The 14,232-nt window shown below is 52.2% G+C and carries 13 protein-coding genes and 1 pseudogene; 5 read left to right on the top strand and 9 right to left on the bottom strand.

The features are described 5' to 3' along the window. Positions 1-28: 28 nt before the first annotated feature. A complete protein-coding gene (gene panB / locus MLD66_RS09755; RefSeq protein WP_247217384.1) occupies positions 29-805 on the bottom strand; it encodes a 3-methyl-2-oxobutanoate hydroxymethyltransferase in 777 nt (258 codons plus the stop codon). Positions 806-979: 174 nt separating this feature from the next. On the opposite strand from panB, the gene phoU reads away from it, so the two are divergent. Then, positions 980-1,663: a phosphate signaling complex protein PhoU gene (gene phoU, locus MLD66_RS09750; RefSeq protein ID WP_281438451.1), complete on the top strand. Its 684-nt coding sequence runs from the start codon at positions 980-982 to the stop codon at positions 1,661-1,663. On the opposite strand, the gene MLD66_RS09745 is transcribed toward phoU, so the two are convergent. From MLD66_RS09745 to MLD66_RS09735, 3 genes are all read right to left on the bottom strand, one after another. After that, the gene (locus MLD66_RS09745; protein WP_247217382.1) at positions 1,664-2,476 is read right to left on the bottom strand and encodes a Tab2/Atab2 family RNA-binding protein; all 813 of its coding nucleotides are present in this window, start codon (positions 2,474-2,476) and stop codon (positions 1,664-1,666) included. 3 nt (positions 2,477-2,479) lie between these two features. After that, the gene (glgP, locus tag MLD66_RS09740) at positions 2,480-4,642 is read right to left on the bottom strand and encodes an alpha-glucan family phosphorylase (RefSeq protein WP_247217380.1); all 2,163 of its coding nucleotides are present in this window, start codon (positions 4,640-4,642) and stop codon (positions 2,480-2,482) included. 87 nt (positions 4,643-4,729) lie between these two features. Beyond that, a complete protein-coding gene (locus MLD66_RS09735) occupies positions 4,730-5,782 on the bottom strand; it encodes a Fe(3+) ABC transporter substrate-binding protein (protein WP_247217378.1) in 1,053 nt (350 codons plus the stop codon). 177 nt (positions 5,783-5,959) lie between these two features. Between MLD66_RS09735 and gltX the strand changes: the two genes are divergently transcribed. Together gltX and MLD66_RS09725 are read left to right on the top strand one after the other, a co-directional pair. After that, the gene (gene gltX / locus MLD66_RS09730; RefSeq protein WP_247217376.1) at positions 5,960-7,417 is read left to right on the top strand and encodes a glutamate--tRNA ligase; all 1,458 of its coding nucleotides are present in this window, start codon (positions 5,960-5,962) and stop codon (positions 7,415-7,417) included. Positions 7,418-7,464: 47 nt separating this feature from the next. After that, positions 7,465-8,445: a site-specific DNA-methyltransferase gene (locus MLD66_RS09725; RefSeq protein WP_247217375.1), complete on the top strand. Its 981-nt coding sequence runs from the start codon at positions 7,465-7,467 to the stop codon at positions 8,443-8,445. Between the two features lie 57 nt (positions 8,446-8,502). Here MLD66_RS09725 and MLD66_RS09720 read toward each other — a convergent pair whose 3' ends face one another. Then, a complete protein-coding gene (locus MLD66_RS09720) occupies positions 8,503-9,495 on the bottom strand; it encodes a transposase (protein ID WP_247217373.1) in 993 nt (330 codons plus the stop codon). Positions 9,496-9,584: 89 nt separating this feature from the next. Between MLD66_RS09720 and MLD66_RS09715 the strand changes: the two are divergent. Both MLD66_RS09715 and MLD66_RS09710 read left to right on the top strand, forming a co-directional pair. After that, positions 9,585-10,148: pseudogene (locus MLD66_RS09715) on the top strand (BglII/BstYI family type II restriction endonuclease). 163 nt (positions 10,149-10,311) lie between these two features. After that, complete coding sequence (locus tag MLD66_RS09710) at positions 10,312-10,449, top strand: hypothetical protein (RefSeq protein ID WP_247217365.1); 138 nt, start codon at positions 10,312-10,314, stop codon at positions 10,447-10,449. Positions 10,450-10,480: 31 nt separating this feature from the next. Here the strand turns inward: MLD66_RS09710 and MLD66_RS09705 are convergent, their stop codons facing one another. From MLD66_RS09705 to MLD66_RS09690, 4 genes are all read right to left on the bottom strand, one after another. After that, positions 10,481-11,173: an NnrU family protein gene (locus MLD66_RS09705; protein WP_247217363.1), complete on the bottom strand. Its 693-nt coding sequence runs from the start codon at positions 11,171-11,173 to the stop codon at positions 10,481-10,483. An 8-nt stretch (positions 11,174-11,181) separates the two neighbouring features. Beyond that, positions 11,182-12,480: a carboxyl-terminal processing protease CtpC gene (gene ctpC / locus MLD66_RS09700; RefSeq protein ID WP_247217361.1), complete on the bottom strand. Its 1,299-nt coding sequence runs from the start codon at positions 12,478-12,480 to the stop codon at positions 11,182-11,184. Beyond that, positions 12,480-13,712, bottom strand: a complete 1,233-nt coding sequence (gene ispG / locus MLD66_RS09695) for a (E)-4-hydroxy-3-methylbut-2-enyl-diphosphate synthase (protein ID WP_247217359.1) — start codon at positions 13,710-13,712, stop codon at positions 12,480-12,482. The genes ctpC and ispG overlap by 1 nt, the downstream gene beginning before the upstream one ends. A gap of 114 nt (positions 13,713-13,826) precedes the next feature. Continuing rightward, complete coding sequence (locus MLD66_RS09690; protein WP_247217357.1) at positions 13,827-14,216, bottom strand: VOC family protein; 390 nt, start codon at positions 14,214-14,216, stop codon at positions 13,827-13,829. Positions 14,217-14,232 lie beyond the last annotated feature (16 nt).

Below are 14,232 nucleotides of genomic sequence, written 5' to 3'. Positions count from 1 at the left end.
TTTGTTTACTATAGCGAATCGGGGCAGACTAGGGCAACGTTGCTCCCCGCACCGCTTGGCTGTAGGCGGCCACCGCTTGGGTGATCTGCGCCCGAAGATTGGCGTAGGCTGGGGCAAAGGGGGGGGGATGGGCGGTTAACCCCAACAGGTCCGCCGTGACCAAAATTTGTCCATCGCAGTCTGCGCCCGCCCCGATGCCGATGGTGGGAATCGTTAATTTTTGGGTCAGGTCCCGGGCCAATGCCGCCGGGATGTGTTCGAGTAAGAGGGCAAAAATCCCCGCCTCCTGGAGCGCCAGGGCTTGCTCTAGCAGTTGGGCCGCAGTGTCTGGGGTGGTGCCCTGTTGCCGGTAGCCCCCCAACCGATGCACCGCCTGGGGCAGTAAGCCCAGATGGCCCATCACCGGAATCCCCGCCTGCACCAGCCGCCCCACCGTTGTCACCAGCGCCGGGTTCCCCCCTTCCAGTTTCACCGCCTGCACCCCCGCTTCCTTGAGCATTCGCCCCGCATTCTGAAGTGCCTGTTCTGGGCTGATGTGATAGCTCAAAAAGGGCAAATCAACCACCAGAAACGCCGACGTGACCCCCCGCCGCACCGCCTTGGCGTGGTGGATCATCTCCGCTAAGGTGACTGGCAGGGTGGTTTCATACCCCAACGCCACCATTCCCAGGGAGTCCCCCACCAGGATCATATCTACCCCCGCCTGGTCTAAAATTTCCGCCAACAGGTAATCCCAAGCGGTCACCGCCACGATTTTGCGGTGCTGTTGTTTGTACGTTTGTAATGTCAATACGGTGCGAACCATGCGTTAATTAGCGGGGGCAAGCGTGAATGATCCCAGTTTACGCCACCGGTTCACGCCAGTTCACTGGGAGTTTTGATCATGCCCATGCCCACCAAACCTTAACGAAAACTTTACCCCCAGGAATTACGCTACAGATAGAGATGTTATCAATTTGCCCGTTTAGGAACACCCTGCTTGACAGCGACCCCCTCCCCGGCTAACAGTGCTTCATTTCGGCGGCAGGTACGCCAATTGGAGCAAAATGTACTCCGTATGGGGGCATTGGTGGAGCATTCCTTTCGACTTTGCCATCAAGCCCTATTTCATCGGAATTTGGGAGCCGCCGAGGAAATTCCCCTGATGGACCAGCAGATTGACCGCTTTTACCGCCAGATCGAGGTGGACTGTCTGCGGATGATGACCTTGCCCCCTCTGGAAGCCCAGGATACCCGGATGTTGGGGGCATTTATGCAATTGGTGCGGGATTTGGAGCGGATTGGCGACTACGCCGAAGACCTGGGGGAAATTGCCATTCGCCTGTTCCCCTACCCGGTGCATGAATGTTTACCGGACATCCAAGCCATGTCCACCCACTCCCAGCGGATGTTGGCGACCAGTCTGGTGGCGCTGGCGGATTTGGATGCCACGGTCGGGCAGTACATCAAGGAAATGGACGAGGTGGTGGATGAACTGTACGCCAAGGTGTATCGGCGGTTGGCGGAAACCCCTTTGCAGGCGGTGGCAACCCCGGAGCAGTACCCCTCCCGCTTGGAACCCTATCTCCTGCTGGCTTTAGCAATCCGCCATTTGGAACGGATGGCCGACCATGCCACGAATATCGGGCAACGGGTGGCATTTATCATCACTGGCCAGCGTTAATTACTCCAAAGCCAGGGACTGCATCAACCAAAAACCCGCCAGCGTGTCTGCGTCTGGGTCGGTTTGAATGGCGAGGAAATGCACCCCCTGGGCGTGGGTTTGGGCGGTTTGAAAATCCCCTGCCCCGAAATTTTGGGCGGCAAACAACCACCGCTCCTCAATTCCCGTTTCCAAAATCACCCGCTGTCCCTCCACCTGCACCTGCGCCAATTCCCAGCCACTCATCCAGGCGGCCAGGGCTTGGGCACGAGGCGAATAGATAATTAACCCAGGAATCACCGTGTTATCAGGCAGGGAAATGTATTGCCAAGGTAATAACTCCCCAAAGTTTGCCCACTCGCTTCCCTCCTGGCAAATATCCCCCCACAACAGATTTCCCCACGCCCATTTCTGCCCCCGTAGGGCTTCCGGCAGGGGTTGGGGGGTCATGGGTACCCCGACGGGCGGGGGAGCGGCCAGGGGTTGAAAGCCCGGCATTTGACTGTAAACCGTCCGCCAACGCTGGTTGAGCCAATGGGCCAAAGCCACCACCCGCCGACTGGGCAGGACCGTCACCTGTAGTCCCTCGCAGGCCCGGGTGAGCATGGGGAGCATGGGGGCACGAAACGAGCGCAGGTGGGTAATGGCATTGTCCCGCACCCAGGGAGCCAGGGCAGACCGCAACCATTGGCTATTCACCTGATCCGGGGGGCAGGGTTGGGCAAAACACTCCGTCCCCTGGGGGTCGCACAGGAGCAGTTCCCAGAGTTTTTTGCCCTGGTCATCCAGCACCGGGCGGGAATAAAAATCCACCTCCCAAATCACCCGGGCCATCCCTTACCCCCTGCTCAGAGCCAATTCCGGGCTGGGGGCATAGATTTGGTCAATATAGTCCTGGAGCATCCGGGCGGTATTGAACCGGGGCGCATTGGTGCGAATGGAAGCCTTCATCCGTTGCAACCATTGCCGGGGCAAACCCTCCCCATCCCGGTCGTAGTACATGGGGACAATTTCCGTTTCCAGCAAACGGTACAGGGACTCGCTGTCCAGTTGGTCCTGCAATTCCTGGTTACTGGTGTGCAAATCCTCCCCAATCGCCCAGCCATTCACCCCCGCTTGGTAGCCCTCGCACCACCAACCGTCTAACACGCTGAAATTGATCCCCCCGTTGAAACAGACCTTTTGACCGCTGGTGCCCGAAGCCTCCAGGGGACGGCGGGGATTATTCAGCCACAAATCCACCCCCTGCACCAAACAGCGCGCCGTGTGCATATCGTAGTCCTCGATAAACGCCACCCGCTGTTGCACCTCCGGGTCATGGCACCATTCCATCAGCCGTTGGATAATCCGTTTGCCCTCCTCATCGGCGGGGTGGGCTTTCCCGGCAAAAATCAATTGCACCGGGCGTTGTGGGTTCGTGAGCAACCGTTTCGCCCGCGCCGGGTCACGGATGATCAAATGCCCCCGCTTGTAGGGGCTAAACCGACGGGCAAAGCCAATGGTCAACACCTGCGGGTCAAGCCAATGGGCAATCGCCTCCAACTGCGCCGGAGTTTCCCCCCGCTGTTCCCGACTGTGCAACACCCGGGTGCGGGTATAACTAATCAGCCGTTGTTTCAGGGTTTGGTGCCGCTGCCACAGTTCCCGGTCGGGAATCTCGCTCACCCGCTCCCACAGTTCCGGGTCCGGCAGGTGGGTTTCCCACTCGGGATGCACATAGGTACGGAACAATTCGCTGATCAGGGGCGCTGTCCAAGTCTGGGCGTGTACCCCGTTGGTAATTGCCCCAATCGGCACCTGCGCCACCGGTCGCTCTGGATACAGGATGGACCACATCTGCCGGGACACCTCCCCATGCAATTGGCTCACCCCATTCGCCGCCCGGGTCAAGCGCAACGCCAGCACCGTCATATTAAACGGCTCCCAGGGGTCCCCCAACCGGCGGGCACCCAGCGCCAAAAACTGCTCCCGGGACAACTGCAACTCGGGCCAATAGCTGGCAAAAAACGAATCCATCAAATCCGGCGAAAACGCATCATGCCCCGCTGGCACCGGCGTATGGGTGGTAAACACACATTTTTGCCGCACCTGCGCTTCCACCGCATAAAAGGACTGCCCCGTGCGTGCCATTTCCATCCTGGCTACCTCCAACAGGGCAAAGGCGGCATGACCCTCATTCAGGTGGTACACCCCCGGCTCCAGCCCTAGGGTTTGTAGCAATCGCACCCCGCCAATCCCCAGCAAAATTTCCTGGGCAATCCGGGTCTCCTGGTTCCCCCCGTACAAATGCCCGGTCAACCAGCGGTCAATCGGGTCATTCTCCGGCACATCCGAATCCATCAGATAGAGGTCAGTGCGTCCCACCCGCACCCGCCAGATTTGCGCCACCACCCGGCGCCCCCGAATCTCCACCGTCACGGTCAGGGGTTGCCCCGTCGGGGAGCGCATCAATTCCAGGGGCAATTCGGTAAACTGATTGTCAATGTAATAATCCTCCTGCCAACCCTGCCGGTTCAACCGTTGGCGAAAATAGCCCTGCCGGTAGAGCAACCCCACCCCCACCATCGGCAAAGCCAAATCCGAAGCCGACTTGAGGTGGTCCCCCGCCAAAATCCCCAACCCCCCGGAATAGATCGGCAGGGACTCGTGCAAGCCAAATTCCGCACAAAAATAGGCTACCGGACGCTCCGGGCTGATCCGGGGAGCTAAGACACAATCCCGGGGTTGCATATACTGCCGGAACCGCACCATCAGGGTTTGCACCATCTGCACATAGTCCGGGTCCGTCGCCACCTCATCCAACCGCTCCCGGCACACCTTTTGCAAAAACAGCACCGGATTGTGGTGACACTCCTCCCAGAGTTGATGGTCAATCGTGCTAAAAAGTCGCAACTGCTGACCCGACCACGTCCACCAATAATTGAACGCCAAAGTCGCCAAGGGCTTTAAGTCTTGGGGCAAACGCTGTTCCAAGGTCGCAACTGGCTCAAAAGATTGCATGGCTAACCCACCTCAGGCACACAGAAATTAAACCTATTGTGCCACCAATGGGTCAGCCGCTCTCGGTTCACCAAGGGACTGATTGATTTAAGCCCAGCCCGCCCGGTCGGTAATTTTCAACGCCAGGGCATTGTTGCGCCCAAACACACTGGCATTGATCGGGTCCGCCTTGAACGTCCCAAAACTCGCCACCACCGGGTCAATGGGCACCCCCTCCACCACCGGGTATTCATTGTTGCCCTTTGCCAACGCCTCCTGGGCATCCCGGGTCGCCAGAAACTCCAAAAACCGCTGGGCATTGCGCTGGTTGGGAGCCGTTTTCACCATCCCCGCCCCACTGATATTCACATGAGTGCCCCAGGAGTTTTGGTTCGGGAAAATAATCCCAATTTTCTGCGCCAGCTCCCGGTCCTCCGGTTTGGGGGATTTCAGCAACCGTGCCAGGTAATAGGTATTGCTCACCGCCAAATTACCCGCACCCGCCGCCAATGCCCGGATTTGATCCGTATCCCCCCCTTGCGGTGGACGTGCCAAATTTTGCGCCACCCCCTGCGCCCACTTCTCCGTGCGTGCCTGACCGATATGGCGAATCAACGCCCCCACCAACGACTGGTTATACACATTCCGGGACGAGCGGATCAGCACCTGCCCCCGCCACTTGGGGTCCGCCAACTCCTCATAGGTGGAAATCTCATTCGGTTTCACCCGGTCCTTGTGGTACATGATCACCCGTGCCCGGCGGGTAAAGCCAAACCAATGATTCCCCGGTTCCCGCACCGCACTGGGAATGGAACGGGTCAAAATCGGCGAATTGACCGGCTGAAAAATCCCCGCCTCCTGCGCCCGCCACAACCGCCCCGCATCCACCGTAAATAGAATATCCGCCGGGGAATTATTCCCCTCACTGCGAATCCGCTCAATCAGTTGGTCATCCGGTGCCTCCACCACATTCACCCGAATCCCCGTCGCTTGGGTAAACCGCCGGAACAACTCCTTATCACTATCGTAATGCCGAGATGAGTACACATTGACCACATTGGTTTGCGCCAAAACCCGTTCAGAGTCGGTTAAACGCCCCACCGTCATCACTGTCACCAGGGAGCCACCCCCCCACAAAAGCGAACGCCGTGAAATCCCCATAATTGCTAATAGGTCCTAACAAAGTTCCTTATCCATATTAGAATTAATGCAACTTGATAGCAATAAAACCAGGTCAAGCCGAAAATAAATTTTTGTAACTGAAGCGGGGGTCATGGGTGCACCAACCTACTGGGCTAAGATGGGGATTGTTCCTTTTGCCAAGGATAGAGAACCACCGTGACCGTTCGTGTCCGCATCGCCCCCAGCCCGACGGGGAATTTACATATCGGTACCGCCCGCACCGCCCTATTCAACTGGCTATTTGCCCGACATCACGGCGGGGAATTTATTTTGCGGATTGAGGACACGGATCAGGAGCGTTCCCGCCCGGAATTTACCGAAAATATCATCACCGGTCTGCAATGGTTGGGCTTGAATTGGGATATTGGTCCGATTTGGCAAACCCAACGCCGCCATCGTTATCAAGAAGTTATCCAGCAACTATTGGCGCAAAAATTAGCCTATCGCAGTTACGAAACTGAAGCGGAATTGCAGGCGATGCGGCAGGCACAGGAAGCCCAAAAACAAGCCCCCCGCTACAACAATCAGCACCGGGATTTGACCCCCGCACAAGAAGCCGAATTTTTAGCCCAGGGGCGGCAACCCGTGATTCGGTTTCGCATTGATGACCAACGGGAAATCCGCTGGCACGATCTCATCCGGGGAGAAATGCGTTGGCAGGGGAGTGATTTAGGCGGAGATATGGTGATTGCCCGTGCCGATGGGCAACCCTTGTACAATTTTGCGGTGGTGGTGGATGATGTGGATATGCAAATTTCCCATGTGATTCGCGGGGAAGACCATTTAGCCAATACGGCGAAACAAATTTTAATTTATGAAGCCCTAAATGCCCTGATTCCCTACTTTGCCCACACCCCTTTAATTCTCAATTCGGAAGGGCGAAAACTCTCCAAACGGGATGGGGTCACTTCCATTTCCGACTTTCGGAATATGGGTTATCTAGCTCCAGCTTTAACTAATTATATGACCCTTTTAGGATGGTCTCCCCCGGCGGGCGAAGAACTATTTACCCTAGCGGAAGCCATACCCTTATTTTCCCTAGAGCGGGTGAACAAAGCGGGTAGCAAATTTGATTGGGATAAACTCAACTGGATAAATAGCCACTATATCCGCCAATTATCCCCAGAGCAATTGTGCAGTGAATTGATCCCGTTTTGGCAACAGGCGGGTTATCTATTTGATCCCGAAGCGGATCAGCCCTGGTTACAGCAACTTACGGAGTTAATTGCCCCCAGTTTAGTCACCCTCAAAGATGGGGTAGAATTAGCCCGATTTTATATGAGTGAATTGCCGGATTATGACCCGGAAGCCATTGCCCAATTGCAACCACCTGAGAGCCAAGCAATCCTAACCGCCCTCATGGATCAAACCAGTCCAGGGGATGTGGACACTGCCAAGCAAATTGTGCAAACGACAGTGCAACAGTGCGGGGTAAAAAAAGGAGCCGTGATGAAAACCTTACGGGCGGCGTTAATGGGAGCGATGCACGGTCCCGATTTAATGCAATCCTGGTTAATTTTGCACCAACGTCAGTACGACCAACCCCGGTTACAAGCGGCACTCCGGTTAGCGCAGGGACGTAGTATGGAATCGATAGTTCAACCGGAATCATGAAGCAGTCAAACCCAGGCATCAATAGCTTTGAATACCTTTATTAACCGATGTTTAACCTACCTTTATTTGCGGATGTTACTCCCAAGATTGTTAATCACTATCAACCTGATGCTCAGGTCATTCTTTATCCGGGGGATGCGAGTCATTTAATTCGAGAAATACCGGCTAAAAGTATTGCCTTAATTATTACTTCTCCCCCCTATAATATAGGTAAAATTTATGAAAATAAAACCTCAATAGATGCTTATCTGGAATCTCAAGCAAATATTATTAAAGAGCTACAACGAATCTTAAAAGACGACGGCAGTATTTGCTGGCAAGTTGGAAATTTCGTTCAAAATGGTGAAGTTTACCCCTTAGATATTCTCTATTATCCCATTTTTAAGGAATTAGGATTTTACTTGAGAAATCGAATTATTTGGTACTTTGGGCACGGATTACACGCTTCTAAACGATTTTCTGGTCGCTATGAGACAATTTTATGGTTTAGCAAAACCAACGATTACAAATTTAATCTTGATGCTGTCAGAGTCCCATCTAAATATCCGGGTAAACGTCATTTCAAAGGGAAAAAAATTGGTGAACCCTCGGGTAATCCCCTTGGGAAAAATCCATCGGATATTTGGGAGTTAATAGCGAAAGAATGGGATGAGCTACTGTGGGATATTCCCAATGTTAAATCAAATCATCCTGAAAAAACTATTCATCCCTGTCAGTATCCGATAGAATTGGTAGAACGGTGCATTTTAGCTATGACCGACGAAGGAGATTGGGTGTTTGACCCCTATGCAGGAGTTGGCAGTGCTTTGATCGCCGCTATCATGCATTCTCGGAGAGCGATAGGAAGTGAAAAAGAAGAAAGTTATATTGAAATTGCTAGAGATAGAATTCACCGTTACTGGGATGGGTCGCTAAAAATTCGTCCTTTAGGTAAACCTGTACATCAACCTACTGGCAGGGAAAAGGTGGCTCAAATTCCAGATGAATGGCAAGCTAATTCTCATATAAAGCCTAAAGATAGTGAGTAAAAGATAAATGATGATTGCAGGTATCTATTCACAAGTGTTGAATCCTGCAACAAAACTTTACATATTGAGGCGTGGGACGACCCGATTGAGCCAATGGACAAAATTCCACTCCTGCCGTATTAAAATTTGTATATATCGGAACTTATCTACTAATTTACTTCCATACATCCGTGGAACTTTTAACAGTTGCAATATCAAATAAACTATTAAAATTACATAAATTTGGATGGTAATTCCATTCAAATTTTTACTCATCATTTTATCCAGCTTTAAGTTCATCTTTAGAAATTTCCATAGTACCTCTATCGCCCAGCGTTGTCTGTAGGCTTCCCCTATCTCTTCATTACTCATTACATCCTCAGGAATATTGGTAGCTAAATAATAGTCTACTTTCTGTTGAACATTGCCAAAACAAACGACTCTCACCTTACCTCGTTCTGTGGTGATATGATAGTTTTCATCCCATTTCCAATTCGACTTAATACGGATAATAAAAAGGGCATCATTTTCGATAAATTGGTCAAATACTTTGTGACTACAAAACCCTCTATCCCCGACTGCGACTCCATTTTCCGGCAACATTTTCACAATATCTTCACCAAAATTAATCTCATGTGCCCCTCCAGGACTAACGATTAAATGACCCGTGGATTTCGTATCTTGATTCAAAGTGGTTATTAACTTTACTTGGCGATAGCCTTGGAGCCAAAATAACTTACTCATCAGCGGTATTACGGTAGCATCAAAAGGACATAAAACCAACCTCTTTTCAGGATAAGCTGACTCAATATAATGCAATAATTTATGATAAAGATGCATAAAAATTTGTGGGTCTCTTGTCTTGTTCGCCTTAGAAAATGTGGATAAGTCAACCTTAATGCCCGCATGATTTAATTGGTAAAATAAGTCCCGTAAACTGTTGATTCCTTTGTCTAAAATGCCAGTAAACCAGATTGAACAAAATAAGCGAGAATTTAGAACTGGATAATCATTAGTCGGCAGGTCTTTGAGCAAAAATTTGACAATCCCTGGAAAAGAATTGAATTTCATAGTTGTTTCATGTTTTGGTTTATATGGATTAGAATACCATATTTTGACCCCTCTTTTTCTGCCTTTACCTACCTTTCAACACTTCTGGTATCTATTCTTTTAACAATGGTCAAGAAGTCATCGAAGAAGATTATGCTCAAGAACTTCGAGAAGTCCAGGAAATTATTTGTTCAATTGATAGTGAAATATGCAAGACAAAAATTAGTAAAGAGAAAACGATGCCAGGACGGTTACTCTATCAACCATCTAAACTCAATAAGTCATTTAAAAGTGCATTCGTGGCAAGGCACTGGCAAAAACACCGAATTCCCTGTAACTATTCTCAAAAATACTATACTCCTGAATATCAAAGTAGGATTCATTCTTCTAAAAGCCCATTCAGAGAAATGGATTTTATTAAGAATAAGGTGGGGGTAGAAGTCTAGTTTGGCAAGTACGCTTTTATGGTTTATAATGTGTGTGCAAAGATGACTATTTTTAGCAATCTGAAAGCCATTAATGTTGGTATAGAAATTGTTCCGATTAAAGAGTTTGCTGAGCAAATGTCCACAGGTGTTTCTTACTTTGAACAGTTTGTATGGGATTTGGAACATCGAGGTGTTGCCGACATTGATATTCCAGTACTGATTTTAGGTGTTACCAAAAGCTCCTAGGATTTAGGAAAACTCTATTTTCTTTACTGGCACCAGCAGAAAATCATCTTGCTATAATATTCATGTTATCCAAGGACAGTGATTACATAGCAGTCCTATTCGATTGGCGTTAGCTTGCGTGCCGTAGGCATACAGAAATTTTCCAGAACCAAGAACGGGGGCGGTGCCTCTGCGACCTCTGTTCCATTCTTATTTAGGATTGCTATATATCTTCTTTGCAACTATCGAAGAATTGCGCCAGGATACCCGCCGGATTTTGGATGCCTTACTCAACCCCCCGCCCATGAACGGACATCGCTGATGAATCCGTATTGAAAAAACCTAAAATTCCTTCACCAAGGTATCTTTTCCGCCCAAAGCCACATCTGCGGGTGCAACCAATAAACGGCAATCACAAACACCGCCACCCCCGCATAAGCCGGACGCAGAAATTCCCGAAGTATCAACTTTTGTTTGCCCTGGATAATGGCTAGGAAGGGAATAACGGAAGTACTCGCCTTTAACGCTGGGAATGCCTCAGGATAACGCGCCGCCCACCGCCTGTCCCCATGCCACACCCCAAATAGATGATGGGCGATCAACCCCAGGGATGTGACCACCATAAATGAACTGCCAATCCACAGGGTATGGGCGATACACCAAATAATTTGCCCCACCATCTGCGGGTGCCGACAGATACGAATGATCCCCTCGGAATAAAGGTGAATTTGTGGTTTTTGAATGGCACTAATCTCCCCCAAATTAAACGTGGCGGGAAAGAGAAATAAAAACGAAATGACCGTTAATACCAGGACACATTCCCGTACCCCTGGCACATCCTGCACCTGCCACAACTGCACCCCATCATAGCGGTGTTTCAAGAAATAACCCAGCAGTGGCACCACCACCAACAGACTGGCACTGGCAAAAAGAACCCGATAACCCCGTGCCCCCAGAAGCTTTTCCCCCCGGGGACGCAGTGCCGCCAAGCCGCTATGCACCAGGGCAAACCCCAGCAACCAGCCTAAAATGATCCCGTGGGACATGGGGGACGTTACCGAGCAGAACCTTGGCGCAGGGTATTGGTATTGCGGCGCACCAAATCCGTCAGCACATCCACCGCCCGGGCATACTGCGGGTCAGCGGGAGTGCCAATCGCCCGGTCTCGGATGATTTTTTCCCGTTGCTCATCCGTAAGACTGATTTCCACATCCGGGACAATCCCCTCTTTGTTAATATCCTTGCCGCTGGGGGTGAGATACTTGGCAATCGTGACCGCCACCCCGGAACCATCCTGCAACTCCCGCACGGATTGCACCAGCCCTTTGCCAAAGGTTTTGGTGCCCACCAGGGTCGCCCGCCCATTGTCCTGCAATGCGCCTGCCAAAATTTCGCTGGCACTGGCAGAACCCCCATCCACCAGGATTACCAGCGGGCGTTCGGTCAAAGGTCGCCGAGAGGCTTCATACCGCTCCGCTTCCCCCACCCGGGTGACCGTGGAAACAATCGTCCCCTTGTCCATCCACATCCGGGCAATGTCAATACTGGCTTGCAACAGCCCCCCCGGATTGGAACGCAGGTCGAGGATATATCCACTCACCCCCTGGCTTTCCAGCTTGCGGATGGCTTCCCGCACATCCTGGGAGGCGTTGCCATTGAATTGGGTCATGCGAATGTAACCCACTTTGCCGGTCGGCGTTTCCCGCAGCTCATGGCGCACCGCATGGATTTCGATCCGCTCCCGCTTGAGGGTAAATTCCAGGGTTTGTTTGCCCCGCTCAATCACCAAACGCACTGTCGTGCCAGGGCGACCCCGGATCAGGGACACCGCCTCGTTGATGTCCATGCCCTTAGTACTCCGCCCATCAATGGAAACAATGTAATCCTGCGCCAAAATCCCCGCCCGTGCCGCCGGGGTATTTTCAATCGGGGCAATCACCACCAAACGGTCGGTTTTCTCCTCCTGCGCCAGTTGAATCCCCACCCCCGTCAACTCCCCAGAGGTGTCCACCCGCAAATTGGCAAACTGTTGGGGGTCCATAAACCGGGTGTAGGGGTCGCCCAACTTCTCCAGCATCTCCCGGATTGCCTTGTAGGCTTCCTCCTTACTGCTGTACTCCCGGCTGAGAACCTGTTGCCGCACCTGCCGCCAATCATTCTTATTAAACGAGGCATCCACGTAGTCCCGGTAGATGATTTGCCAGACCTCATCCACCAACTGCTTCGGACTTTCCTTCAACCCCGCCCAACTCTGCTTGCCCGCCCCGGTCGCCAGCAGTCCCGCCGCCGCCGTCACCGTCGCCCCAATCGCTACCCCCCGTGCCAGTTCCAGCGGCCATTTTTTCTGCATCATCATTCATCCCCTTTTGTGTGTGGTTCAACCCAACGTCCATCCGCCTTGATCAGGTTAATCAACTCCGCTACCCCATCCTGCTCCGGTACTTTTTTAATTTCCTCCCGACCCCGATACAGGGAAATCATCCCCGGCGTTTTGCCCACATAACCGTAGTCCGCATCCGCCATTTCCCCCGGCCCGTTGACGATACAGCCCATCACGGCAATATTCAGCCCCGTCAAATGGCTCGTTGCCGCCCGTACCTTGTGCAGGACTTCCTCCAGGTTAAACAACGTGCGCCCACAGGAAGGACAAGCCACATACTCCACCATCGTCCGGCGCAGACCCAACGCCTGCAAAATGCCATAACACACGGGAATTTCTTTTTCTGGGGCTTCCGTCAGGGACACCCGAATCGTATCCCCAATCCCTTCTGCCAACAGCGTCCCAATGCCGGTGGTGGACTTGATCCGCCCGTATTCCCCATCCCCCGCCTCCGTCACCCCCAGGTGCAGCGGATAATCCATCCCCAATTCATCCATGCGTTTGACCATCAACCGATTCGCCGCCAGCATCACCGGCACCCGTGAGGCTTTCAGGGAAATGACGATATTCCGAAAATCCAAGGATTCACAAATGCGGATAAATTCCAGTGCCGATTCCACCATGCCTTCCGGGGTATCCCCATAGGTAAACAGCATCCGTTCCGACAAAGAACCATGATTCACCCCAATTCGCATGGCTTTGCCCTGTTCCCGCAGGGAAATCACTAAAGGTGCCAAAGTCTCCCGGATTTTTTCGGCAATTTCATCAAACTCCGCCTGGGTATATTCCGTGCGGTTTTCCTTCGGTTTTTCAAACACATATAGCCCCGGATTGATCCGCACCTTGTGGACGTGTTTCGCCACTTCCAGGGCAATTTTCATGCCGTTGTGATGCACATCCGCCACCAAGGGCACATCCTTATATTGTTTTTGTAACTGCTGACGAATCTCGGCTACGGCGTGGGCATGGGCTAAACTAGGTACCGTCACCCGCACAATTTCACAGCCCATCTGATGCAACCGTTGAATCGCACGTACCGACCCCGCCACATCCAGGGTGTCCTCGTTGATCATGGACTGCACCACCACCGGCTGATCCCCGCCAATGGTCACATCCCCCACCGGTACCGGACGGGTGCGCCGCCGGGGAAAGGTCATAGGTATATCCGGTTGGGAAGCCTGAACCAGCGGGTCAAGGGTCAGCATAATGTATGACAGAAAACCATCAGCAAAAGGTGACTAACCATAGCTTGCCATATTTTACAGTACCTTGGGGTGGGATGGGCAAAATGGCATTGACCGCCAACATTCAACCATTTTCTATAGATGGCAACCGCTGGGTTCCGGTTCCCACTGGCTGAGTTCAATCACATGACCATCCGGGTCTTGGGTAAACAGAGCCGCCCGCCCGGAACTGCTCGGTTGCACGGGATAACCGGCAGATGATAACGCCTCTGCCGCCTGGGCTAAATCCGTTACCGCCAAAGCCAAGTGGGGATTGCGTCCCCATCGGTTCGGGTCAATCAACGGCAGGGGTGGGTGGGGCTGGTGGATCAGATGAATTTGGATGCCCTGAATTTCATACCAACAGCCAGGGAACTTCAAATCACGATCCACTAATTTCAAGCCCAAAATTTGCCCATAAAAATGCTGGGAACGTTCCAGGTCATTGACCGTGAGTGCCGTGTGGAGATAGCGTACTAATTTCATTAGGTGTCAAGGGGTT

The sequence above is a fragment of the Synechococcus sp. C9 genome (assembly GCF_022984075.1).
Taxonomy (GTDB): Bacteria; Cyanobacteriota; Cyanobacteriia; order Gloeomargaritales; family Gloeomargaritaceae; genus Gloeomargarita.
This window is presented reverse-complemented; position numbering and strand designations above follow the sequence as displayed.

Coding starts and splice junctions, on each gene's coding strand:
- panB (WP_247217384.1), bottom strand. CDS start 805: ATGGTTCGCACCGTATTGACATTACAAACGTACAAACAACAGCACCGC.
- MLD66_RS09745 (WP_247217382.1), bottom strand. CDS start 2,476: ATGGCCCGGGTGATTTGGGAGGTGGATTTTTATTCCCGCCCGGTGCTG.
- glgP (WP_247217380.1), bottom strand. CDS start 4,642: ATGCAATCTTTTGAGCCAGTTGCGACCTTGGAACAGCGTTTGCCCCAA.
- MLD66_RS09735 (WP_247217378.1), bottom strand. CDS start 5,782: ATGGGGATTTCACGGCGTTCGCTTTTGTGGGGGGGTGGCTCCCTGGTG.
- MLD66_RS09725 (WP_247217375.1), top strand. CDS start 7,465: ATGTTTAACCTACCTTTATTTGCGGATGTTACTCCCAAGATTGTTAAT.
- MLD66_RS09720 (WP_247217373.1), bottom strand. CDS start 9,495: ATGAAATTCAATTCTTTTCCAGGGATTGTCAAATTTTTGCTCAAAGAC.
- MLD66_RS09705 (WP_247217363.1), bottom strand. CDS start 11,173: ATGTCCCACGGGATCATTTTAGGCTGGTTGCTGGGGTTTGCCCTGGTG.
- ctpC (WP_247217361.1), bottom strand. CDS start 12,480: ATGATGCAGAAAAAATGGCCGCTGGAACTGGCACGGGGGGTAGCGATT.
- ispG (WP_247217359.1), bottom strand. CDS start 13,712: ATGCTGACCCTTGACCCGCTGGTTCAGGCTTCCCAACCGGATATACCT.
- MLD66_RS09690 (WP_247217357.1), bottom strand. CDS start 14,216: ATGAAATTAGTACGCTATCTCCACACGGCACTCACGGTCAATGACCTG.